Raw genomic sequence first — 22763 nt, 5'->3', positions numbered from 1 at the left:
CGGCGATGGGCTGCACAGCAGCCCTCACACCCAGCCGCGCAACACCTGCTTGGCCACCTTGCCCGTGGCATTGAGCGGCAAGGCCTCGACCACTTGCACCCGCCGCGGCACCTTGTAATTGGCCATCTGCTCTCGGCACCAGGTAGTGAACTTTGCCACGTCGATCACCTGCCCAGGCACCGCCAGCAAAAAGGCCATGGCCACTTCCCCCAGACGTTCATCGGCTATGCCGATCACTGCAGCCTGGGCCACCCCCGGGTACTGCAACAGGGTCTGTTCGATCTCCGCCGGGTAGACGTTGAAGCCACCGGTGATGAACATGTCCTTGAGCCGGTCGGTGATGCGCAGGTAACCGTGTTCATCGAGCACGCCGATGTCGCCGGTGTGCAGCCAGCCCTCGGCATCCACCGCTTCCAGGCTGGCCTGCGGGTCGTTGAGGTAGCCGCGCATCAGGTTGTAGCCACGAATCAGTACCTCGCCGGGCACGTTGGCCGGCACGCTGGCGCCGCTGCTGTTGACGCAACGGATCTGAACCCCGGGCATGGCCCGGCCGCTGGTGCTGGCGACCCGTTCGGCGCTGTCACCGGGGCGGCAGATGCTGGCAAAGCCGCAGGCTTCGGTCAGGCCGTAGGCGGTGACGATGGTGGCAAAGCCCAGCTCCTCGCGCATGCGCCCGATCATCTCTACCGGGATCGCGGCGGCACCGGTGACGGCGATGCGCAGCGAACTCAGGTCGTAGTCCAAGCGTTGCGGGTGGGCCAGCAGTGACTGATAAAGGGTCGGCGGCCCGGGCAGGATGTTGATCCGCTCGCGCTGCACACAGTCGAGCACGGCCTGCACCTCGAACACCTGCTGCGGGACGATGGTGCAGCCGCGCATCAGTGCCGCCAGCCAGCCGGCCTTGTAGCCAAAGGAATGGAAGAACGGATTGACGATCAGGTAGCGATCGCCCCGGCGCAGGCCGACGATCTCGCTCCAGTCGCGCACCACTTGCAGGTTCTGGCCGTGGGCGGTCATCACACCCTTGGGTTTGCCGGAAGTGCCGGAGGTGAACAGCAGATCAGACAGGGTCTGCGGCCCGACGTGCTGCTCACGGGCTTGCAGCAGGGCGTCCGGCACCCGTTCCGCGAGGGCCATGAAGGCCTCCCAGGCCAGGCCGCTCTGTGGCTGATCTACCGGTCGCAGGCTGATCACCTCACGCAGCGCCGGCAGCGCTTCGCCGACGAGCATGGCGGGGTAGTCGGTGTCGAGAAAGCGGCTGATGCAAAACAGCACGCAGGTGCCGCTTTCGCGCAGGATATGCCCGGCTTCGCTGCCCTTCATGCGCGTGTTCAGTGGCACCAGGGTGGCGCCGACGCTCTGCAGGGCGCCGGCGGCGACGATCCATTCCCACAGGTTGGGCGCCCACACCGCCACCCGGTCGGCCACTTGTACCTCCAGGGCCAGCAGGGCGCGGGCGGCCTGCTGGCGCAACTGGTCAAGCTGGCGGTAGCTGATGATCTGCCCACCGTCTTCGATGGCCGGCTTGTCGGCGTATTCCCGGGCCGCGTTGGCGAACAGTTGGGCGATGGTCTGAGCGTTTTCGACAGGCAGCATGATGCCTCCTCAGGCTGAGGATGAATGAGCAGGGAAGGGGCCGGGCGGGGTGCCCGGCACACGGGGTCAGGCGCTAGGCGGGGCGAAGCGGCGGCCAGCGGAAAAACCGCCGTCCACGGCAATCATCTGGCCGCTGACGAACGAGGCTTCGTCGGAGGCGAGGAACAGCGCGACATTGGCCACCTCGTCCGGCTGCCCGGAACGGTTGAGCATGTGCTGCGAGGCGAAGAAGGCGTGGAACGCCTGTTGTTCGCGGACCATGCTGGTCATCGGTGTTTCGATCAGGCCAGGGCACAGGCCGTTGACGCGGATGTTGGCGTAGCCGTAGTCGATGGCCATCGAGCGAGTCAGCTGGTTGATGCCACCTTTGGAGACGTTGTAGGCGACGTTGCCGTCGCAGCCCTGCAGGCCGAAGATCGAGCCGATGTTGATGATCGAGCCGCTGCGCTGGGACTCCATCTGCGCCAGCACGTGTTTGCTGGTGAGCATGCTGCCGGTGAGGTTGATGTCCAGCACCCGCTGCCAGTTGGCGGTCGTGGTCTGGGTCACGCTGCCCTGGTCGGCGACGCCAGCGGCATTGACCAGCACATCGATACGCCCGAAGCGGCTGATGACTTCGCTCATCACCTGCTGCACGCGGGGTTCATCACGCACATCCAGGCTCATGAACAGGCCGGGAAAGTCCGCCGGGGCCTCGCCAATGTCCAGGCCGACGACCTGAGCACCCTCGGCCAAGAAGCGGCGCACGCACGCCAGGCCGATACCCGATGCGCCGCCGGTGACCACGGCGACCTTGTTGTGCAAACGAGCCATAACTGAACCTCTGTTTTATTGTTGTGGGGCTTCTGGCGCCGAGTCTAACCGCAGTCGGGGCCGCAGTGATCGTCCGATGAGACTAGCGGGCACAGGCCCTCACCCGGGGAACTTCAAGCGTACCCGCGCGCCCAGCGGCCGGCTCTGGCAAGCCAGGGTCCAGCCTTCTTCCAGCTCCCGGGCGCTGAGCACATCGTTGCGCGCCAGGCGGGTTTCACCCTCGAGCACCGTACACATGCAGGCCCCGCAAAAACCTTCTTCGCAGGATGACGGTACCTCCAGGCCCGCCGCACGGCAGCTTTGCAGCAGAGTATCGCCGGGCTGGCAGGCGACTTCGTGTTGCTGGCCGTCGAGCTCGACCAGCAGCAGCTCGCAGGCCGACTCACTGGCGGCCGCGCGGGCAATGGCTTCTTGCGCTGCGACTTCATCGGGATCGGGCGGGGAGACGAAACGCTCGACATGGATGCACTCGGCGGCCTCGCCCAAGGCCAGCAGGCTGCGCTCGACGGTGTCCATGAACGGCCCCGGGCCGCAGATGAAGTAATCGCCGCCACGCATTTCGCCCACCAGTTGCTGCACCTGGGAGTCGCGCAAAAAACCTTGCAGCGAATCGAGCAGGTGGATCACCTGCAGGCGTTGCGGGTGGTCCTGGCTCAGCTGGCGCAGTTCGTCGCGAAAGATCACCGAGGCTTCGTCGCGGTTGGCATACACCAGCCGGATCGGCCGTTCGCTGCTGTGCAACGTCGACTTGAGGATCGAGATCACCGGGGTGATGCCCGAGCCGCCGCCGAACAGCACCAGCGGCCGCGCCGGGTCGCTGGCCTGGCTTTCATCCAGGCAGAAGTGCCCGGCTGGCGGCAGCACCTCGAGCCAGTCGCCGACCTGCACCTGCTGGTTCATCCAGTTCGATACCCGGCCCCCGGCGACCCGCTTGATGGTCACCTTGGGCCGGGCATCGCACAGCGGCGAGCTTGCCATGGAGTAGCAGCGGGTCAGCAGTTTGCCGGCACAGGGCACGCGAAAGCTCAAGAACTGCCCCGGCTGGTAGCGAAAGCGCTCGCGCAACTGCGCCGGCACCTCCAGTACCAGCGAACGCGCATCGGCGGTTTCGTCGATGACCGCGCAAACCTGCAGCCGATAGCTTCCGGTGGCCGAAACCAGCGAGTCCTGCCCAAGCGCCTGCATGCCCATGTTCATCCTCGCCTCAGATGCCGCTGATCAATTGCGCGTTGTCCACGCGCAGTTCGGCACCGTTGACGAAGTTAGATTCGTCGCTGGCCAAAAACAGCACCACGTTGGCGATATCGCGCGGCGCGCACATGCGGTTCATCGGATCCTGGTCGAGCAGCGCCTGGTCGATCGGCTGGCCACCGGCCAGGGCCTGGGTCATCGGCGTGTTGACGCCGTCCGGGTGCACACTGTTGCAGCGGATGCGATAACCCTGCTGCTTGCAGTGCAGGGCAATGGAGCGGGTCATCGCCGCCACCGCGCCCTTGGAGGCCGAGTAGGCGCAGAACATCGGCATGGCGCCGAGGGCGGCTACCGAGGACATGTTGACGATCGAGCCGCCGCCGCTGTCCTTCATGGCTTCAATGGCATATTTGCAGCCGAGAAAATAGCCGTCGCCGTTGATCTTCTGCACCTTCTGCCAGGTTTCCAGCGAGGTGTTCTCGATGGTTCCGGCCACCAGGATGGCGGCATTGTTGACCAGTACATCGAGGCGCCCGAAGTGCTCCAGGGTGGTCTTGATCACCTGCTGCCAATCGCTTTCGCTGGCGATGTCGTGGCGGATGAACAGCGCATTGCTGCCGATCTGCGCGGCGACTTCGCGCCCGGCCTGTTCATTGAGGTCGGTGAGCACCACCCGGGCGCCCTGGCTGGCCAGCAGCAGGGCGTCCTCGCGGCCGATGCCGCTGGCGGCGCCGGTGACGATGCAGACTTTGCCTTCTACACGTTGCATGGTTGTTCTCCTGATGGTGCGGGGTTGGGGGCGGTGCGCGCGGCGATGTGCGCCGCGGCGCGCCGCCCGGAATAAATGCAGTCGGCCAGGGACAGGCCGGAGACATACAGGTTGGAGGCGACACCCACGGCATTGCGTCCGGCGCTGTACAACCCGGCGATAGGCGTGCCGTGCAGGTCGAGCACCGCGCCGCTGCCCTCGTCGACGCGCAGGCCGCCCAGGGTCAGGGCCGGGCAGGGGAACAGGCGGCTGTCGTAGGACAGGTCCAGCGCATACCAGGGGCCGCTGTCCAGCGGGCAGAGCATGGCTGCCGACTTGCCCAGCGGGTCGGCGATTTCGCCACGGGCCGCACGGCTGTACTGCGCCACGCTCTGACGCAGGTTGCCCACGGGCAAGCCGCAGCGTTCGGCCAGTAGTTCCAGGCTGTTGCCGCGTTTGGCGTTGAACAGCAGGTTGAGCAGCACCGGCAGGCGCTGGAAGTTCCACACCTTGCCCGGGCCGACCTGCTTGAGCGCCTGGCGCACCAGGGCGCGATTGAGGATCAGGATGGCCTTGCCGTTCTGCTCCTCGACCATGGCATGGCCGAGGGTGGCGCCGTACACCTCTTCGTTGCAGTAGCGCTGGCCGAAGCCGTTGACGATCATGCCGCGGGCCCAGGCCAGCGGTGGGTTGATAAAGCGCCAGGCGCTGACCTTGTCCATGCGTGCCAAGGTGCCCCCGGCGCTCTGGCCCAGGAGCAGGCCGCTGCCATCGCAGGCGGTGGTGCCCAGCGGCAGGCCGGCCAGGTACTGCGGCGCATGCCGGGCTACCAGGGCGCGGTTGAAGATGAAGCCGCCACAGCTGAGCAGCAGGCCTTTTTCGGCGCGGATCAGGGTGCGCACTGCATGGCGCTGCTCGATCTGCCGCAGGCGCTTGCGCAGCATGTCGGCCAGCGCCGGGGCGTACATATGGATGGCACTGGCCCAGCGCGCCAGGCGTGCATGGCGGCGGGCAGCGCGGCTATCGGCAGGCAGTTGCCAGGCCACCACACCGACTACCCGGTCGTGGTTGTCCAGAACCAGTTGGCGGACTTCGCACTGGCTGCGCAGGCGCACGCCCAGCTTCAAAGCGCTGGCGCGCAGCGGCGCAAACAGGCTGGCACCGGACATGCCCGGGCCTTTGGCCCGGTGGCCGCGCGGTGCGGGGCTTGCCTGCGCGGCGTAGGCCGGCACCGCTTCGTTGCCTGAGTAATAGAGGTAGTATCGGTCGCTGGGGTAGGAGGTTTTCTGCGGCGGCACACTGGCTTCGAAAGCCACGCCGTGGCGTTCCAGCCAGACCAGCTGCTCGCAGCTGCGCTCGCAGAAATCGCGCAAGGTGCCGGCCGATACCGCTTCGCCGACTTCCTGGTTCAAATAGTTGAACATTGCCTCGCTGTTGTCCGGGTACCCGGCGCGCTGCTGGTAGGGCGTGCCGCCGCCGGCATAGACCACGCCACCGCTGAGCGCCGTGGCACCGCCACCGGCGAAGCGGTCCAGGGCCAGCACGCTGAGCCCGCGGCTGGCGGCCTCGATGGCGGCGCAGACACCGGCGCCGCCAAAACCGACCACCACCAGCTCGGCCTGTGCGTGCCAGTGCAACTGTTCGGCACTGTCCACTCGCAGTGGCATCAACCCGTTCAGGCTGCTCATGCGCCGGCCTCAGCCCGCTGCCGCAATCATGCGCGCCGGCGCCGCCGTGGTGGTGTAGCTGCCATCCAGGTACACCAGCGGGGTGATGGTCGGGCTGGTGCGGATGCGCAGGATGCGGCCGATGAAAATGGTGTGGGTGCCATAGGTCATGCGCCCATCCTGGCGGCACAGAATCGACGATTGGGCATCGGCCAGAAACGGAATGCCTTCTTCGCTGGTCTGCCAGTCGCCACGCTCGAAGCGCGCCTCGCCCTTGATCGCGCCGCTGCACAGGTGCGCAAGGTCCTGCTGCTCGACACCGAGGATGTTCACGCAGAAGTCGGCACCGTCTGCCAGGGCGGCATGCGGTGAGGCGCTGGTGTTCACGCAGATCAGCAGCGACGGCGGCTCGGTGCTCAGCGAATCGACCGCGGTGGCGGCCATGGCGAAGCGCTGGGTGCCGTTGCTGGTACTGATGATGGTCACGGATTTGGCCAGGCGGCGCATGGCCTGGAGCATGTCGGCTTTGAGATTGTTGTTGTTCATCGCACGGCCTCTGGTTGGCTTGGAGTGCGATGAATTCTTGCAACCGGCGCAAGGCCCAACATCGTCCGAGGGGACTAGTCGAGGCGCGCCGTCGCTGCATGGTCCGTTTGAGGGATGTTGGCCGCCGGGCGCCTTGCTTGAATGCCGGGGTAGAGGCCGGTTGCGCCTCTGCTGCACGCGCGCCCCGGCGGACGGGGTGATCAGAGGAGAATAACAACATGCTCAACCAAGACCTGATACGCCAGCGTCTGGCCCAGCGCGCCCGCGAGCTGGTGCCGATCCTGCGTGAACGTGCCGCCCATGCCGCGCAACTTGGCCAGCTGCCGGCCGAAACCCTGCGCGATTTCCACGAAGCCGGCTTTTTTCGCATCCTCCAGCCGGCGCGCTGGGAAGGCTACGAGCTGCAGCCGCGGGATTTCTTCGAGGTGCAGATGACCCTGGCCGAAGGCTGCATGTCGTCGGCCTGGGTGCTCGGGGTGGTGGCCATCCACAACTGGCAACTGGCGCTGTTCGACGACCGCGCCGCCCAGGATGTCTGGGGCGAGGATTCCAGCGTGCTGATTTCTTCGTCCTATATGCCGGTGGGCAAGGTCGAGCGTGTCGAGGGCGGCTTCAAGCTCAGTGGACGCTGGGGTTTTTCCTCGGGCAGCAAGCACTGCCAGTGGGCATTTCTCGGCGCCCTGGTACCGCCCGAAGAAGCCGGCGGGGCGCCGGACTACCGGACCTTCCTGGTGCCGCGCAGCGACTACCAGATCATCGACAACTGGAACGTCATGGGCCTGGAGGCGACTGGCTCTCACGACATCCAGGTGAGCGATGCCTTCGTCCCCGACTACCGCACCCACCGCGCTGTCGACGGCTTCATGCAATACAGCCCGGGTAACGCGGTCAACAGTGCGCCGTTGTTCCGCCTGCCGTTCGGGCAGATCTTCGTGCGCGCGGTGTCGTCTTCGGCGATTGGGGCCCTGCAGGGCGCGATCGACTTGTTCGTCGAGCACAACCGCAGCCGCGTCGGCGTCAACGACGGGCGCAAGATGCTCCAGGACCCGGCGGCGCAAACCGCCCTGGCCAATGCCATGGTCTGCGTCGACGAGTGCCGCACGGTGTTGCTGCGCAATTTCGATTTCATGCTCCAGGCCGCCGAGGCCGGCGAAGCGCTGGCCATGCAGGCGCGGGTGAAGATGCGCTACGACTCGGCGCTGGTCGCCGACAAGTGCGCCAAGGCGGTGGCCGAGCTGATGTTCAACAGCGGCGCCTCGACGATCTTTCGCAGCCACGCCATCAACCGCGCCTTTCGCGACATTCATACCGGCCGCGCCCACGTCGCCAACAACCCGGCCAAGTACGCCTGGAACCTGGGCGGCGTGAGCATGGGCCAGGACAGCAGCGACTTCTTCCTCTGAACCGGTCGAACACAGAAACCGGCTAGTCCGTTTGCGGGATTCGAGCGGCGCGGCGATCCCCGAGCATGGTGGCAAGGCGCGGGTCCCAGGCGCCGACCGAGCCGTTAACAAGAACAAGGATCAAGCATGAAATTCTCATTGATTTACGAAGCACAGACGGTGGACTCCAGTCGCGAAGGCGACCGCAAGATCTTCGATGACACCGTCGAGCAGGCGGTGCTGGCCGACCAGCTCGGTTTCGACACCTTCTGGTGCGTGGAGCACACCGCACTGAGCAACTACTCGCACATGTCGGCGCCGGAAACCATGCTCGCCTTTGTTGCCGGCAAAACCGAGCGCATCGGCATTGGCCATGGCGTGGTGTGCCTGCCGCCGGCGATGAACCACCCGGTCAAGGTCGCCGAGCGCATCGCTACCCTCGACCTGCTGTCCAAGGGCCGGGTGCATTTTGGCGTGGGCAAGGGCGGCACCCAGCAGGAGGCCGGTACCTTCGGCTACGACCTGGCGACCCTGCAGCCGCAGATCGATGAAGCCATGTACCTGATCCCGAAAATCTTCGTTCAGGACGAGATCGAGCACCACGGCGACTTCGTGCAGATCCCCAAGCGGCCGATCCATCCCAAGCCGTACCAGGACCCACACCCACCGATGTACCTGGCCTGCACCAACACCGAATCGCTGAAGAACGCTGGTGGCCGCGGCATGGGCGCGCTGGTGCTGGGCTTCGGCGGCCCGGAAGAAATCGCCAAGAAGGTCGAGGTCTATCACCAGGCCTGGGACAACCGTGACGAGAAGAAGCAGGTGGGCTTTCGTCCCAACCGCCATATTGCCGCGCTGTGCCCGGCCATCGTCCTTGACGACAACGAACTGGCGCGGCGCATCGGCATCCGTGGCCAGCGCTACTTCATGGAGTCGCTGGGCTACTGGTACGGCGGCGGCGAGCGTCCGGACCCGGAAAAGTGGAAGGACGATACCTACGTCGACGGCAACGGCCAGGCGGTGATCAAGTCGCGCTTTGCCTCCGAGGAAGTCAGCGTCGACTTCTCCGACCCGACCATGGCGATGATGAACCCCAACCATGCCTATGGCACGGTCGAAGATTGCATCGGTTACGTGCAACGCCTGATCGACGCCGGCGCCGACGAGATCCTGTTCATCTGCCAGATGGGCACCGTGCCGCAATGGGCCCAGCTGGAGACCCTGCGCAACATCGGCGAGAAGGTAATTCCGCATTTTCGCAAGCAGTAAGGGTAAGCATCGCGGGTCAAAGCCGCTCCTGTGTAGGCGCGGGCTTGTCCCGCGAAACTAGCCCGCTCCCGCTAGTCCCAACAGACGATGCCCGGCCTTGCGCGTCGGGCTTGAATAGCGCTCAACACGTCGATCAACGCGAGGATAACAAGCATGGATATCCGCGGTCTGGGTTACGTCACCCTGCTGTCCACCGACCTGGCGCAATGGCGTCATTACGCAACCCAGGTGCTGGGCATGATGGTGGCCGGTGAGGGCGCTGACAGCGCGCACCTGTACCTGAAAATGGACGAGCGCCCGTACCGTATCCTGGTGCTCCGCAGCGAGCAGGACGGCTTCGGTGCCTGCGGTTGGGAGCTGGCCGGCGAGGCCGCGTTCGAGCAGGCGATCGCCGAGCTGCAGCAGGCCGATATCGCGGTTGAGCGCGGCAACGCTGCCCAGGCTGAACTGCGCAAGGTCCAGGCCCTGGCGCAGTTCAGCGACCCGGACGGCAACCGCCACGAGCTGTTCTGGGGCCCGCGCCAGGATTTTGCCCGCTTTGTCTCGCCGGTGGCGGTCAAGGGCTTTGTCACCCATGAGCTGGGCATGGGCCACGTGGTGCTGCCGGCGCCAACCTTTGAGCGCTGCCGCGATTTTTATCAGCGGGTCATGGGCTTTGGTCTTTCGGACCTGATGAAAGTGCGCTTCACCCCTGACCCGGCCGAGCCGGAAAAACGCATTCACTTCCTGCACTGCAACAACGGCCGTCACCACTCCCTGGCGATCTTCGAATGCCCGGTGCCCCATGGCTGCGTGCACATGATGGTCGAGGTCGACGGCCTGGACGAGGTCGGCCGCGCCCTGGACCGCATGCACGCCCACGGCGTCAAGCTCTCGGCCACCCTCGGCCAGCACACCAACGACCAGATGGTCTCGTTCTACATGAAAACCCCGGCAGGCTTTGACCTGGAGTACGGCTGTGACGGCCTGGTGGTCGACTGGAACCAGCACACCCCCTTCGAAAGCACGGTGGTCAGCCACTGGGGCCACGACTTCAGTGTCGGCCGCCAATGAGGACAACGATGATGGACAAACAAATGACCACGGCGCAGATGGTCGGCCAGCTACGTGACGGCATGACCCTCGGCATCGGTGGCTGGGGCCCGCGGCGCAAGCCCATGGCGCTGATCCGCGAGATCCTGCGTTCCGACCTCAAGGACCTGACCGTGGTCGCCTACGGCGGCGCCGACGTCGGCATGCTCTGCGCGGCCGGCAAGGTGAAGAAGCTGGTGTTCGCCTTCGTCTCGCTCGATTTCATTCCGCTCGAGCCGTACTTTCGCAAGGCCCGCCAGGACGCCGCCATCGAGGTGATGGAGATCGACGAAGGCATGCTCCTGCTTGGCCTGCGCGCCGCGGCCATGGGCGTACCGTTCATTCCCACGGCGGTCGGCCTGGGCACCGATGTGCTGCGCCACAACCCGCAGATCAAGCTGGTGGCTTCGCCCTATGCCGACGGCAAGGACTGGGTGGCGATGCCGGCGCTCACGCTCGACGCCGCGCTGATCCACGTCGACCGTGCCGATGCCCGCGGGGTCTGCCAGATCAGCGGCCCCGACCATTACATGGATGACCTGTTCGTCCGCGCTGCCCGCCACAGCTACGTCACTTGCGATCACCTGGTCGACAGCGACTACTTCCACAGTGCGCCGGAGCGCGCTCATCAAGTGTTCTGGGAGCGCAACCTGACCACCGCGGTGGCCCATGTGCCGGGCGGTGCGCACCCCTCGTCGTGCGCGCCGCTGTACGGCTTCGATGTGCCGCACTTCAAGGCCTACACCGCCTCGGCCCAGGCCGAGGAGGGCTGGCAGGCCTATGTCGAGCAATTTGTCGCCTGCTCCCACGAGCAGTACCTGGAACAGGTCGGTGGCCTGGCCGCCATCCGCCAGCTTCCCCTGCCGGTTTTCTAAGCGAGTTTCCCTATGACCACGCCAGCTACGACGTACAGCCTCGCCGAACTGATGATCTGCGCCGCCTCCGAGGCCTGGCGCGACGACGGTGAAGTCCTGGCCACCGGCATCGGGGTGATCCCGCGCCTGGCCGCCTCCCTGAGCATGCTGACCAGCAACCCGCAGCTGTTGATGACCGACTCGGAAGCCTACATGGTCGCTGAACCGGTACCCCTCGGCGCGCGCAACGGCTATCAAGCCAAGCGCGATAGCTGGATGGGTTTTTCGCGAATCTTCGACAACGTCTGGGGCGGCAAGCGCCACGCGCTGGTCGGTCCGATCCAGATCGACCGCTTCGGCCAGGCCAACCTGTCGTGCATCGGCGACTACGCCCGGCCCAAGGCGCAGATGCTCGGGGTGCGCGGCCTGCCGGGCAACTCGATCAGCCATGCCAACTCGTTTTTCGTGCCCAGCCACAACCGCCGGGTGTTCGTCGAAGGCGAGGTCGATATGGTCTCGTCGATCGGCTACAACCCCGCGCGCCTGGCCCGTGGCTGGGCGCTGGACGAGGTGGACATCCGCCTGATCGTCACCGACCTGTGCGTCCTCGATTTCCAGGGCCCGCAGCACCAGGTGCGGATTCGCTCGCTGCACCCGGGGGTGAGCGTCGACGAGGTCCAGGACAACACCGGCTTCGCCTTGCAGGTGGACGCCGATTGCCCGGTCACCGCCGCGCCAAGCGAGGCGCAGCTGCAGCTGATCCGTCGCCTCGACCCGCACAACCTGCGGGCCAGCCAGTTGAAAGACAACCCCGCCGGCCAGCGCAACCTGCGTTGAGCCGGGCCCGGGCAGTACGCCTTGCCGGAGAAGCAATCGATGAGCGAGCAGAACAATAACAACCAGGCCGAGGTGGTGCTGTACGAGGTCCGTGGCGAGGTGGCCATGGTCACCATGAACCGCCCGGAGTACCACAATGCCCAGAACTCGCGCATGACCTACGCGCTGGACGCGGCGTTTCGCCGGGCCTGCGCCGACGACGCGATCAAGGTCATCGTGCTGTGCGGGGCCGGCCGGCATTTTTCGGCCGGCCACGACATCGGCACGCCGGAGCGCGACGTCAACCAGAGCTTCGAGCGCGTCAGCCTGTGGTACGACCACGTCGACAAGCCGGGCGGCGAGTTTCTCTATGCCCGCGAGCAGGAAGTGTACCTGGGCATGTGCCGGCGCTGGCGCGAGATGCCCAAGCCGACCATCGCCATGGTCCAGGGCGCGTGCATTGCCGGCGGCCTGATGCTGGCCTGGGTCTGCGACCTGATCGTCGCCAGCGAGGATGCCTACTTCACTGATCCGGTGGTGCGCATGGGCATCCCCGGGGTCGAATACTTTGCCCACGTGCATGAGCTCAACCCGCGGATCGCCAAGGAGTTCCTGTTCATGGGCACACCGATGCCGGCGCCGCGCGCCTACCAGATGGGCATGGTCAACCGGGTGGTGGCGCGCGAGGCCCTGGAGCAGGAAACCCTGGCCATCGCCGAACGCATTGCGCAGATGCCGCGCCTGGGCCTGCAACTGAGCAAGCAGGCGGTGAACAATGCCGAGGACCTGATGGGCAAGCGCGCGACCATGGACATGGTATTCGGCCTGCATCACTTCGCCCACGCCCACAACGAACTGGTGTCCGGCGACCGCCTGGGTGGCTACGACGCCCGCGCCATGGCCAGTTCCCAGCGCAAGCCGGAGGGGGCGTAAGCATGACGGTCTGCCTGCAAACACCGCTCACCGAACTGCTGGGTTGTCGCTACCCGATCATCCAGACCGCCATGGGCTGGGTTGCCGAGCCGCAACTGGTGGCCGCCACCGGCAACGCCGGCGGCTTCGGCTTTCTGGCCGGGGCAACCATTGAACCGGCGCGCATGGAGGCGGCGATCGTCGAAACCAAGCGTCTCAGCGCCCAGCCGTTCGGGGTCAACTTTCACATGTACCAGGCCAATGCCGCCGACATCGTCGAGCTGGTGCTGCGCCACAAGGTCAAGGCGGTGAGTTACAGCCGCTCGCCGGGCAAGCAGATGATCGCCCGGCTCAAGGACGCCGGCGTAGTGTGCATACCCACGGTCGGCGCCCTCAAGCATGCGCAGAAAGCCGTGGAAATGGGCGCCGATGCAGTGACCATCCAGGGCGGCGAGGGCGGCGGGCATACCGGTTCGGTGCCGACTTCGCTGCTGCTCGGCCAGGTGGTCGATGCGCTCAAGGTGCCGGTGGTGGCCGCCGGCGGTTTCAAGGACGGCCAAGGCCTGGTCGCGGCCCTGGCCTATGGCGCGGCGGGCATTGCCATGGGCACGCGCTTTTTGATGAGTGCAGAAAGCCCGGTGCCAACCGCAACCCTGGCCCGTTACCTGGCGGTCAAGGACCCGGCGGCCGTGATTGTCAGCCGCGCCATCGACGGCATGCCGCAACGGATGATCCGCAACGAGCTGCTCGATGCGCTGGAAGCCAGCGGCGGCCTCAAACGCTGGTTGCTGGCGCTCAAAAGCGGCCTGGCCTACCGCCGCCACAGCGGCACCAGCCTGGCGCAGTTGCTCGCCAGCGCCCTGAAAATGCGCGGCAGCGGCGAACTGAGCGCGGCGCAGGCGCTGATGGCCGCCAACGCGCCGATGGTGATCCAGAAGGCCATGGTCGATGGCCTGCCGGCCGAGGGCGTACTGCCGGCCGGGCAAGTGGCCGCGAGCATTCATAGCCTGCCGAGCTGCGCCGAACTGATCGAACAGATCGTCCGTGACGCCGAAGCGCGCCTGGGCGAACTGAGCCGCCGTATTTCATGAAGGGGAAAGGCATGAGCACATTTAGCGTCACTATCGACAACGGCATCGCCGAGCTGGTCTTCGACCGGCCACCGGTCAATGCCTTCGACTGCCAGGGCTGGGCGGCGATCGCCAGCGCCATCGAAGCGCTGGGCCGCGATGCGCAGGTGCGGGTGATCGTCATCCGCGCCGAAGGCCGCGGCTTCTGCGCCGGCGTCGATATCAAGGAACTGGCCGCCGACGGCAACCTGATCGTCGCGGTCAACAAGGGTAACTACGACAGTTTCAAGGCCATTCACCGCAACCCGAAACCGGTGATCGTCGCCGTGCACGGCTTTGTCCTGGGTGGTGGTATCGGTATCTGCGGCGCCGCCGACATCGTCGTCGCCGCCGACTGCGCGCGCTTTGGCGTGCCTGAGGTGGACCGCGGCGCCATGGGCGGCGGTGCCCACCTGCAGCGCCTGTTCCCGGTGCAGAAGGTGCGCCACATGTACTTCACCGGCGAGATGATCGATGCCGCCCAAGCCTACCGCCTGGGCGCCGTCGAACGGGTGGTCAAGCGCGAGGCGTTGCGCGAGACCGCCCTGCAGATCGCCCGCAGCATTGCCGCCAAGAGCCCGGCGATGATCGCCCTGGCCAAAGAAGCGCTCAACGGCATCGAGGACGGCAATCTGGAAGACAAATACCGCTGGGAGCAGGGCTTCACCCTCGAAGCCTACCGCACCCAGGATTCCCAGGAAGCGCGTGACTCGTTCGTCGAGAAGCGCGATGCCCACTTCAACGGCTGAAGGCACCGCCATGGACCTGACTTACACTGCGGCCCAACAGGCTTTCCGCGCCGAGGCACGGGCCTGGCTTGCGGCCAACGTACCAGCGCAACCGCTGCAATCATTCGACACAGAGCTTGGCTTTGCCCAGCATCGGGCCTGGGAGGCCCGGCTCAACGAAGGCCGCTGGGGCATGGTCACTTGGCCGACCGAGCTGGGCGGGCGTGGCTGCGACCTGATCGAATGGCTGATTTTCGAAGAAGAGTACTACCGCGCCGGGGCGCCAGCGCGGGTCAACCAGAACGGCATCTTCCTGCTCGGCCCGACCCTGATGGAGTACGGCAGCGAAGCGCAGAAAGCGCGCTTTCTGCCGCGCATGGCCAACGGCCAGGACATCTGGGCCCAGGGCTGGTCGGAGCCGGGTGCCGGTTCCGACATGGCGGCGATCCGCTCAAAAGCCGAGCGGGTCGGCGATCACTATGTGATCAACGGCCAGAAAACCTGGTCGACCCGGGCGGTCTGGGCTGATTGGGTGTTCGGCATCTTTCGCACCGACCCCAACTCCCAGCGCCACCATGGCCTGACCTTCATCCTGTTGCCGCTCGACACCCCCGGCATCAGTGTACGGCCGATCCCGCAGCTCAATGGCTTGCCGGGTTTTGCCGAAATCTTCTTCGATGACGTCAAGGTGCCGGTGGAGAACGCCCTGGGCGGCGAGGGCATGGGCTGGCACGTGGCGATGTCTACTGCCGGTTTCGAGCGCGGGCTGATGCTGCGCTCGCCGGCACGCTTTCAGGAAACCGCCCGGCGCCTGGTACAGCTGTACCTGGCCAACCGCGAGGCCGCCGACCGAGACCCGGCCATTGCCGAGGCGGTGATGCGCGCCTGGCTGGACGCCGAGGCCTACACCCTGGCGACCTACATGACCGCCTCGCAACTGGTCAAGGGCGGCAAGATCGGCCCGGAATCCTCGACCAACAAGATTTTCTGGTCGGAGCTCGACCAGCGCATGCACGAAACCGCCCTGAGCATCCTTGGCCTGCGCGCCGAGCTGCTGCCCGAGGCGCCGGCCGCCGGCGATGTCGGCCAGTGGCTGGACGGTTTCCTGTTTGCCCAGGCCGGGCCGATCTATGCCGGCACCAACGAGATCCAGCGCAACATCATCGCCGAGCGCATGCTCGGCATGCCCCGCGCCTGAGGAGCAGACCATGGACTTTAGTTTCAGCAGCGATCAATTGCTGTTCCAGGACAACGTGCGCAGCTTTCTGCTCAATGAAGTGACCCCGGAACGCCTGCGTGAACTGTGGCAGAGCGACAGCGGGCGCTGCGCTGCGCTGTGGGGGCAATTGGTGGAACTGGGCCTGAGCGCCATCACCGTGCCGGAAGCCTGCGGCGGCATGGGCATGAACGAACTGGATTTCATCCTCCTGGCCCAGGAGTGCGGGTACGCCGGGTTACCCGAGCCGCTGGTGGACACCATTCTGGTTGGCGTGCCGCTGCTCGCCGGCCTTGATGCGCAGCATGCGCCGCTCCAGCAGCGCTGGCTGGCGCGGATAGCCGAGGGCCGGGCGCGCCTGGCGGTGGCCGAACCGGGCAATCCGCTGGTCAGCGATGCGCATGTCGCCGACCTGCTGTTGCTGGCCCATGGCGACGAGGTGCATGCCGTGGAGCGCAGCGCGGTGAGCCTCATCCGCAATGCGTCGGTAGACCCCAGCCGCCAGTTGTTCCAGGTGCAGTGGACACCGAGTGCTTCTACCTGCGTGGCCAGCGCTGAACAGGCGCAGCACTTGTGGGCTGGCGCGTTCAACCGCGGCGCCCTGGGCAATGCCGCGCAACTGCTGGGGCTGGCCAAGCGCATGGTCGACCTGGCAGTGGACTACAGCTTCGAGCGCAAGCAGTTCGGCAAACCGGTGGGCTCGTTCCAGGCGGTCAAGCACCTGATGGCTAATGTCGCAGTGCAGATCGAGTTCGCCAAGGGCCCGCTGTACCGCGCCGCCCATGCCGTTGCCCATAACCTGCCGGGCCAGGCCGTGCAGGTGTCCCACGCCAAGCTTGCTTGCGCCGAAGCGGCGGCGCTGGCGGCGAAGAACGCCATCCAGGTGCACGGCGCCATGGGTTACACCTGGGAGGTCGACCTGCAGCTGTTCATGAAGCGTGCCTGGGCCCTGGACAAATGCTGGGGCGACCGTGGCCTGCACAAGGCGCGGGTACGCGCCGCGCTATTCGACACTGGCCTGGCGATTGGCGCCGGCAGCACATTCTGATCCTGTCTTGTTGAGGTAGACCATGCCTGAAGCCTATATCGTCGACGCCCTGCGCACGCCCACCGGGCGGCGCAAGGGCGGCCTGAGCCAGATTCACGCCGCCGACCTGGGCGCCCATGTGCTGCGTGCGCTGGTCGAGCGTAACGGCATCCCCGAAGACGACTACGACGACGTGATTTTCGGTTGCGTCGACACCATCGGCCCGCTGGCCGGCGACATCGCCCGCACCAGCTGGCTGGCTGCCGGGCTCTCCGAGCAGGTCCCCGGTACCACCATCGACCGCCAGTGCGGTTCGTCCCAGCAGGCCGTGCACTTTGCTGCGCAAGCGGTGATGAGCGGCACCCAGGACGTGGTGATCGCCGGGGGCGTGCAGACCATGACCCAGATCCCGATTTCCTCGGCCATGACCGCCGCCGGACCCCTGGGTTTTCAAGACCCGTTCAGCGGCTCCGAGGGCTGGGTGCGGCGTTACGGCGCGCAGCCACCGACCCAGTTCCGCGCAGCGCAGATGATTGCCGAGCACTGGGACCTGAGCCGCGGCGAACTTGAGGCCTACGCACTGGAATCTCACCAGCGGGCCTTGCGTGCCATTGAGCACGGTTACTTCGAGCGCGAGATCGTCCCGCTGGCGGGGGTCGAGCATGACGAGACGCCGCGCCACACCAGCCTGGCGAAGATGGCCGAGCTGGAATACCTGTTTGGTTGTGACCGGGTGACGGCGGCGGTGTCGAGCCAGACCTGCGATGCTGCCAGTGCCTTGCTGATCGTCTCGGGGACGGCCTTGAAGCGCTACGGCCTGACGCCGCGGGCGCGCATTCATCACCTCAGCGTACGCGGCGACGACCCGGTGTGGATGCTCACCGCACCGATCCCGGCCACCGCCCATGCGCTCAAGCGCGCCGGCATGACCCTGGCCGACATCGACCGGGTGGAAATCAACGAAGCCTTCGCCTCGGTGGCCATGGCCTGGCTCAAGGAGACCGGCTACCCCCACGCGCAGACCAACGTCAATGGCGGCGCCATCGCCCTCGGCCACCCGCTCGGCGCCACCGGCACGCGGCTGATGTGCAGCCTGCTCCATGAGCTGGAGCGCAGTGGCGGCCGCTATGGCCTGCAGACCATGTGCGAAGGCGGCGGCCAGGCCAACGTGACCATTATCGAGCGCCTGTAGGCGCCAGCAACCACACAGGGGAGAGCGACAATGCACAGCTGCAAGAACCGCGTAGTGATCATCACCGGCGCCGGCGGCGGGCTCGGCCGCGCCTATGCCCAGGCCTTTGCCAGCGAAGGCGCGAAGGTGCTGGTCAACGATATCAACCGTGATGCGGCCCAGGCGGTGGTGGCGCAGATCCAGGCGGCAGGCGGCGTGGCGGCGGCCAACAGCGACGACATCACCCGCTATGACGACGCCGGGCTGATCGTGCGCCAGGCCATCGAGACCTTTGGTGGCCTGGATGTGCTGGTCAACAACGCCGGCATCTGCCGCGACCGGATGTTCGCCAGCCTCACCGAGGCGGACTGGGATGCGGTGATGGCCGTGCACCTCAAGGGCCACTTTTGCCTGGCCAGCCATGCCGTGCGCTACTGGCGCGAGCAGGTCAAGGGCGGCGCCAAGCTCACCGCGCGGATCATCAACACCAGTTCCGGCGCCGGCTTGCAGGGCTCGATTGGCCAGTCCAACTATGCTGCGGCCAAGGGCGGTATTGCTTCGCTGACCCTGGTGCAGGCGGCGGAGCTGGGGCGCTACGGCATCACCGCCAACGCCCTGGCGCCGGCGGCGCGTACCGGTATGACCGAAGCAGTGTTTGCCGAGGTGATGAAGCGGCCGGAGCAGGGCTTTGACTACTTCGCCCCGGAGAATGTCGCGCCATTGGTGGTGTGGCTCGGTTCGGCGGCGTCCCAGGCGGTGACCGGGCAGATGTTTGAAGTCGAGGGCGGCAAGTTGTCGATTGCCGACGGCTGGCGGCGCGGGCCCCAGGTGGATAACCAGGGGCGCTGGGCGCTGGCTGATGTGGGCGCAGCGGTGGAGCACCTATTGGCTGAGTCGCTGCCAGCACAGAAAGTCTATGGCAGTTGATTGAGGTTTTGCGCCGATGAGGCGGGCCGCGCCATCCGCGAGGGTGGCGCGGTTTTTTGCATTTATGGGCTGGCTGCACTGGCCCTATCGCTGGCAAGCCAGCTCCCACAGGTCCCGTACCAACCTTGAGGGCACTGCCAATCCAGTGGGAGCCGGACTTGCCGGCGATCGAGCGCGCAGCGGTCGCAATCCAGCCGCCACCTGATGTGCTGGCAGTGCTGGCCCTATCGCTGGCAAGCCAGCTCCCACAGGTCTCGCACCAACCTTGAGGGCACTGCCAATCCAGTGGGAGCCGGACTTGCCGGCGATCGAGCGCGCAGCGGTCGCAATCCAGCCGCCACCTGATGTGCTGGCAGTACTGGCCCTATCGCTGGCAAGCCAGCTCCCACAGGTCCCGTACCAACCTTGAGGGCACTGCCAATCCAGTGGGAGCGGGCTTGACCCGCGATCGGCTGCAATCCAGGCACATCGGCCATACGGACTAGGCGAGGCAAACGATTCTGCCGCCAACGCATCTGGCCACACTCGCCGGTACATCCGCCAGACGAGTAAAAGGCGCCGCGATGGAATTTGCATTCAGCGACGAACAGGAAATGATCCGTACTTCGGCCGAGGGCTTTCTCGCCGATGTCTCCAATTGCGCCGCCGTGCGCGCGGCCATGGGCAGCGACAAAGGCTACGACCCGGCCCTCTGGCAGCGCCTGTGCACCGAGATGTACTGGCCGGCGATTCACATCCCCGAGGCCTACGGTGGCCTGGGCCTGGGCTTTGTCGAACTGAACATCCTGCTCGAACAGATGGGCCGGCGGTTGTTCTGCTCACCGTTCTTCGCCACCGCCTGCCTGGCCACACCCGCTTTGCTGCTGACCGCTGACGAGGCGCAAAAAAACACCTGGCTTGCGCCCATTGCCGAGGGCCGCCTCACCGCCACCCTGGCGTTCACTCGCGGCAGCGGCTGGGGCGCGGAGGATATCCAGGCCACGGCCAGCGCCGAAGGCGAGGGCTTTGTCGTCGATGGCCTGTTCGGCCAGGTGATCGACGGCGACTGCGCCGGCTTGTTGATCGTTGCTGCCCGTACTCCGGGCAGCACCAGTGAGAGCGGGATCAGCCTGTTTGCCGTCGAGGCCGGCCGCGAAGGCATCGAGCGCCAGTGGCTGCCGACCATGGACCAGACCCGGCGCCTGGCGCGCCTGCAGTTCAACCGCGTCTATCTGGGCCCCGAGGCACTGCTGGGTGAGGTCGGCAACGCTTGGCCGGCCTTGCACAAGGTGCTGCAGTTGGCCTGCATTGGTCTTGCCGCAGAGCAGGTCGGCGGGGCCCAGCAGGTCCTCGACCTGAGCGTCGCGTATATGCAGGAGCGCCAGCAGTTCGGCCGCCCGATCGCCAGCTTTCAGGCCCTCAAGCACCGCGCCGCCGACATGATGCTGCAGGTCGAGTGCGCACGCTCGGCCAGCTACTACGCCGCCTGTGTGGCCCAGGAAGTGCTCGACCCGCAGGGCGACCCGCAGGTGGCCGCCGAGCTGCCGCTGGCCGCCGCCCTGGCCAAGGCGCAGTGCTCGCAAAGCTATTTTCACTGTGCGGCGGAGTCGATCCAGCTGCATGGCGGCGTCGGTTTCACCTGGGAATACGACCCACACCTGTATTTCAAGCGTGCCCGCGCCAGCGAGAGCTACCTCGGCGCACCGGCCTGGCATCTGCAGCAGATCGCCACGCTGATCATCGGAGAGCAGCCATGAAAATCAGTTTCAGTGAACAGGACGAGCGCTTTCGTCAGGAGGTCGCCGACTGGCTGGCCGGCAACCTTTGCGGTGAGTTCGAGCCCCTGCGCTTTCGCGGTGGTCCGGGCGACGAACACATGTACCCGCAGCAGCGCAAAGCCTGGGAGCGCAAGCTGGCCGAAGGCCGCTGGACCTGTGTCGGCTGGGCGCCGGAGCATGGCGGCCGGGGCTTGTCGATCAGCCAGCAGGTGATCTTCCATGAAGAGTACGCCCGCGCCGGCGGCCCCGGGCGCATGGGTCATATCGGCGAAGGCTTGGCCGGGCCGACCATCGCCGCCTTCGGCAACGACGAGCAAAGGCGCCGCCTGCTGCCCGGCATCGTCAGCGGCACGCAGTTTTGGTGCCAGGGCTACTCGGAACCAAGCGCAGGCTCCGATCTTGCCAACGTCAAGACCCGCGCCAGTCTTGAACACGGCAGATGGGTGATCAACGGCCAGAAGGTCTGGACCTCGCTGGCCCACGAGTCGGACTGGTGCTTCGTGATCGCCCGCACGGAGCCTGGCAGCGTCGGCCATCGCGGCCTGTCGTTCCTGCTGGTGCCGATGGCCCAGGCCGGCATCAGCGTGCGGCCGATCGAGCAGATGACCGGTACCTCGGAATTCAACGAAGTGTTCTTCGACAACGCCAGCACCGATGCCGCCAACCTCATCGGCCAGCCGGGTGACGGCTGGAAGATCGCCATGGCCTTGCTCGGCTTCGAGCGCGGGGTCTCGACCCTCGGTCAGCAGATGCAGTTTGCCAACGAACTGAACGAGGTCATCGCCATCGCCAAGGCCAATGGCGCAGCCCGCGACCCGCTGCTGCGCCAGCGCCTGGCCGAAGCCTGGTGCGGCTTGCGGATCATGCGCTACAACTCGCTGCGCATGCTCTCCGGTGCCCAGGACGGCGCGCTGCGCAAGGAGGCGACCATCTACAAGCTGTTCTGGTCCAGCTGGCACGCCAACCTCGGCAAGCTGGCCATGGACGTGCTCGGCCCCGACGCCGAACTGCTCGAGGCCGCGCCCTACCAGCTCACCCGGCTGCAATCGCTGTACCTGTTCAGTCGCGCCGACACCCTGTACGGCGGCAGCAACGAGATCCAGCGCAACATCATCGCCGAGCGCGCCCTGGGCATGCCCAAAGAACCGCGCCTGCGTCCCTGACCGAAGGAGTTAGTCGATGTCCACCCCCAACTATGTAGCGGGCCATGGCCTGTTGCGCGGCAAGTCCGTGCTGATCACTGCGGCGGCCGGTTCCGGTATCGGTTTTTCCGCCGCCTTGCGTGCCGCCGAAGAGGGCTGCCGGGCTTTGATGATCAGTGATATCCACGAAGGCCGCCTGTACGAGGCGGTGGGCAAGATTCGCCAGGCCACTGGGCTTGCCGAGGTATTTGGCGTGCTGTGCAACGTCACCGACGAAGCCCAGGTGCAGCACCTGGTCAGCTGCGCCGAGCGCGACCTGCACGGCGTTGATGTGCTGATCAACAACGCCGGCCTCGGCGGCTCACGGGCGCTGGTCGACATGCCCGACCAGGAGTGGCAGCGGGTGCTCGACGTCACCCTCACCGGCACCATGCGCATGACCCGCGCGATGTTGCCGAAGATGATGGAGCGCCGCGCCGGGGTCATCGTCAACAACGCCTCGGTGCTCGGCTGGCGCGCGCAGAAGGAGCAATCGCACTACGCCGCGGCCAAGGCCGGGGTCATGGCCCTGACCCGTTGCGCGGCGGTCGAGGCGGCCAGCCACGGTATCCGCATCAATGCGGTCAGCCCGAGTATCGCCCTGCATGATTTTCTCGCCCGCTCCGCACCCCAGGCAGTGCTTGAACAGCTGGCGGCCAACGAAGCCTTCGGTCGCGCCGCCGAAGTCTGGGAGGTGGCCAACGTGATGATGTTCCTGGCCAGCGACTACAGCTCGTACATGACCGGCGAAGTGCTGTCGGTTTCCAGCCAGAGGGCCTGAG

General features: G+C 66.2%; 21 protein-coding genes. 15 read left to right on the top strand and 6 right to left on the bottom strand.

From position 1 onward, the window contains the following. Positions 1 to 24: 24 nt before the first annotated feature. The 6 genes from JV241A_RS14700 to JV241A_RS14675 form a co-directional block, all read right to left on the bottom strand. Complete coding sequence (locus JV241A_RS14700; RefSeq protein ID WP_115085947.1) at positions 25 to 1596, bottom strand: FadD3 family acyl-CoA ligase; 1572 nt, start codon at positions 1594 to 1596, stop codon at positions 25 to 27. Between the two features lie 66 nt (positions 1597 to 1662). Then, positions 1663 to 2409, bottom strand: coding sequence for an SDR family oxidoreductase (locus JV241A_RS14695; protein ID WP_134063246.1), 747 nt, complete (start codon positions 2407 to 2409; stop codon positions 1663 to 1665). A 99-nt stretch (positions 2410 to 2508) separates the two neighbouring features. Continuing rightward, positions 2509 to 3600: a ferredoxin--NADP reductase gene (locus tag JV241A_RS14690; protein ID WP_134063244.1), complete on the bottom strand. Its 1092-nt coding sequence runs from the start codon at positions 3598 to 3600 to the stop codon at positions 2509 to 2511. A gap of 13 nt (positions 3601 to 3613) precedes the next feature. Beyond that, positions 3614 to 4369, bottom strand: coding sequence for a glucose 1-dehydrogenase (locus JV241A_RS14685; protein WP_134063242.1), 756 nt, complete (start codon positions 4367 to 4369; stop codon positions 3614 to 3616). Beyond that, on the bottom strand, positions 4357 to 6036 hold the full coding sequence (locus JV241A_RS14680; protein WP_134063240.1) for an FAD-binding protein: 1680 nt from the start codon (positions 6034 to 6036) through the stop codon (positions 4357 to 4359). Before JV241A_RS14680 ends, JV241A_RS14685 begins: the two co-directional genes overlap by 13 nt. A 9-nt stretch (positions 6037 to 6045) precedes the next feature. Next, positions 6046 to 6561 carry a flavin reductase family protein gene (locus JV241A_RS14675; RefSeq protein WP_115085952.1) on the bottom strand — a complete coding sequence of 172 codons (516 nt, stop codon included), beginning with the start codon at positions 6559 to 6561 and terminating at the stop codon, positions 6046 to 6048. A 218-nt stretch (positions 6562 to 6779) separates the two neighbouring features. Between JV241A_RS14675 and JV241A_RS14670 the strand changes: the two genes are divergently transcribed. The 15 genes from JV241A_RS14670 (at position 6780) to JV241A_RS14600 (ending at position 22762) form a co-directional block, all read left to right on the top strand. Further along, a complete protein-coding gene (locus JV241A_RS14670; protein WP_134063238.1) occupies positions 6780 to 7964 on the top strand; it encodes a flavin-dependent monooxygenase in 1185 nt (394 codons plus the stop codon). A gap of 126 nt (positions 7965 to 8090) precedes the next feature. After that, positions 8091 to 9212 (top strand): LLM class flavin-dependent oxidoreductase, encoded by a 1122-nt coding sequence (locus tag JV241A_RS14665; protein WP_115085954.1) that lies wholly within the window; start codon positions 8091 to 8093, stop codon positions 9210 to 9212. 153 nt (positions 9213 to 9365) lie between these two features. Then, a complete protein-coding gene (locus tag JV241A_RS14660) occupies positions 9366 to 10265 on the top strand; it encodes a VOC family protein (protein ID WP_134063236.1) in 900 nt (299 codons plus the stop codon). Between the two features lie 11 nt (positions 10266 to 10276). After that, positions 10277 to 11158, top strand: a complete 882-nt coding sequence (locus tag JV241A_RS14655) for a CoA-transferase (RefSeq protein ID WP_115085976.1) — start codon at positions 10277 to 10279, stop codon at positions 11156 to 11158. 12 nt (positions 11159 to 11170) lie between these two features. Then, positions 11171 to 11974 carry a ketoacid CoA transferase gene (locus JV241A_RS14650; RefSeq protein WP_115085956.1) on the top strand — a complete coding sequence of 268 codons (804 nt, stop codon included), beginning with the start codon at positions 11171 to 11173 and terminating at the stop codon, positions 11972 to 11974. A 39-nt stretch (positions 11975 to 12013) separates the two neighbouring features. Further along, positions 12014 to 12886, top strand: coding sequence for an enoyl-CoA hydratase (locus JV241A_RS14645; RefSeq protein WP_115085957.1), 873 nt, complete (start codon positions 12014 to 12016; stop codon positions 12884 to 12886). A 2-nt stretch (positions 12887 to 12888) separates the two neighbouring features. Beyond that, the gene (locus JV241A_RS14640) at positions 12889 to 13956 is read left to right on the top strand and encodes a nitronate monooxygenase (protein ID WP_115085958.1); all 1068 of its coding nucleotides are present in this window, start codon (positions 12889 to 12891) and stop codon (positions 13954 to 13956) included. An 11-nt stretch (positions 13957 to 13967) separates the two neighbouring features. Continuing rightward, positions 13968 to 14723, top strand: a complete 756-nt coding sequence (locus JV241A_RS14635; protein ID WP_115085959.1) for an enoyl-CoA hydratase family protein — start codon at positions 13968 to 13970, stop codon at positions 14721 to 14723. Positions 14724 to 14733: 10 nt separating this feature from the next. Next, positions 14734 to 15900: an acyl-CoA dehydrogenase family protein gene (locus JV241A_RS14630; protein WP_134063414.1), complete on the top strand. Its 1167-nt coding sequence runs from the start codon at positions 14734 to 14736 to the stop codon at positions 15898 to 15900. Positions 15901 to 15910: 10 nt separating this feature from the next. After that, positions 15911 to 16966: an acyl-CoA dehydrogenase family protein gene (locus JV241A_RS14625; protein ID WP_134063234.1), complete on the top strand. Its 1056-nt coding sequence runs from the start codon at positions 15911 to 15913 to the stop codon at positions 16964 to 16966. 22 nt (positions 16967 to 16988) lie between these two features. Then, entirely contained in the window at positions 16989 to 18137 is a 1149-nt protein-coding gene (locus JV241A_RS14620; protein ID WP_115085962.1) for an acetyl-CoA C-acetyltransferase, read from the top strand. A 30-nt stretch (positions 18138 to 18167) separates the two neighbouring features. Next, positions 18168 to 19043, top strand: coding sequence for an SDR family oxidoreductase (locus JV241A_RS14615; protein WP_115085963.1), 876 nt, complete (start codon positions 18168 to 18170; stop codon positions 19041 to 19043). 563 nt (positions 19044 to 19606) lie between these two features. Beyond that, positions 19607 to 20779 (top strand): acyl-CoA dehydrogenase family protein, encoded by a 1173-nt coding sequence (locus JV241A_RS14610; protein ID WP_134063232.1) that lies wholly within the window; start codon positions 19607 to 19609, stop codon positions 20777 to 20779. Then, positions 20776 to 21963, top strand: a complete 1188-nt coding sequence (locus tag JV241A_RS14605) for an acyl-CoA dehydrogenase family protein (RefSeq protein WP_134063230.1) — start codon at positions 20776 to 20778, stop codon at positions 21961 to 21963. The genes JV241A_RS14610 and JV241A_RS14605 overlap by 4 nt, the downstream gene beginning before the upstream one ends. A 16-nt stretch (positions 21964 to 21979) precedes the next feature. Then, positions 21980 to 22762, top strand: a complete 783-nt coding sequence (locus JV241A_RS14600; protein WP_115087513.1) for an SDR family oxidoreductase — start codon at positions 21980 to 21982, stop codon at positions 22760 to 22762. Position 22763 lies beyond the last annotated feature (1 nt).

The sequence above is a fragment of the Pseudomonas sp. JV241A genome, assembly GCF_900275665.1.
Lineage (GTDB): Bacteria > Pseudomonadota > Gammaproteobacteria > Pseudomonadales > Pseudomonadaceae > Aquipseudomonas > Aquipseudomonas wadenswilerensis.
Note: the sequence above shows the minus strand (reverse complement) of the source record. Positions and strands in the feature narration are given on the sequence as shown.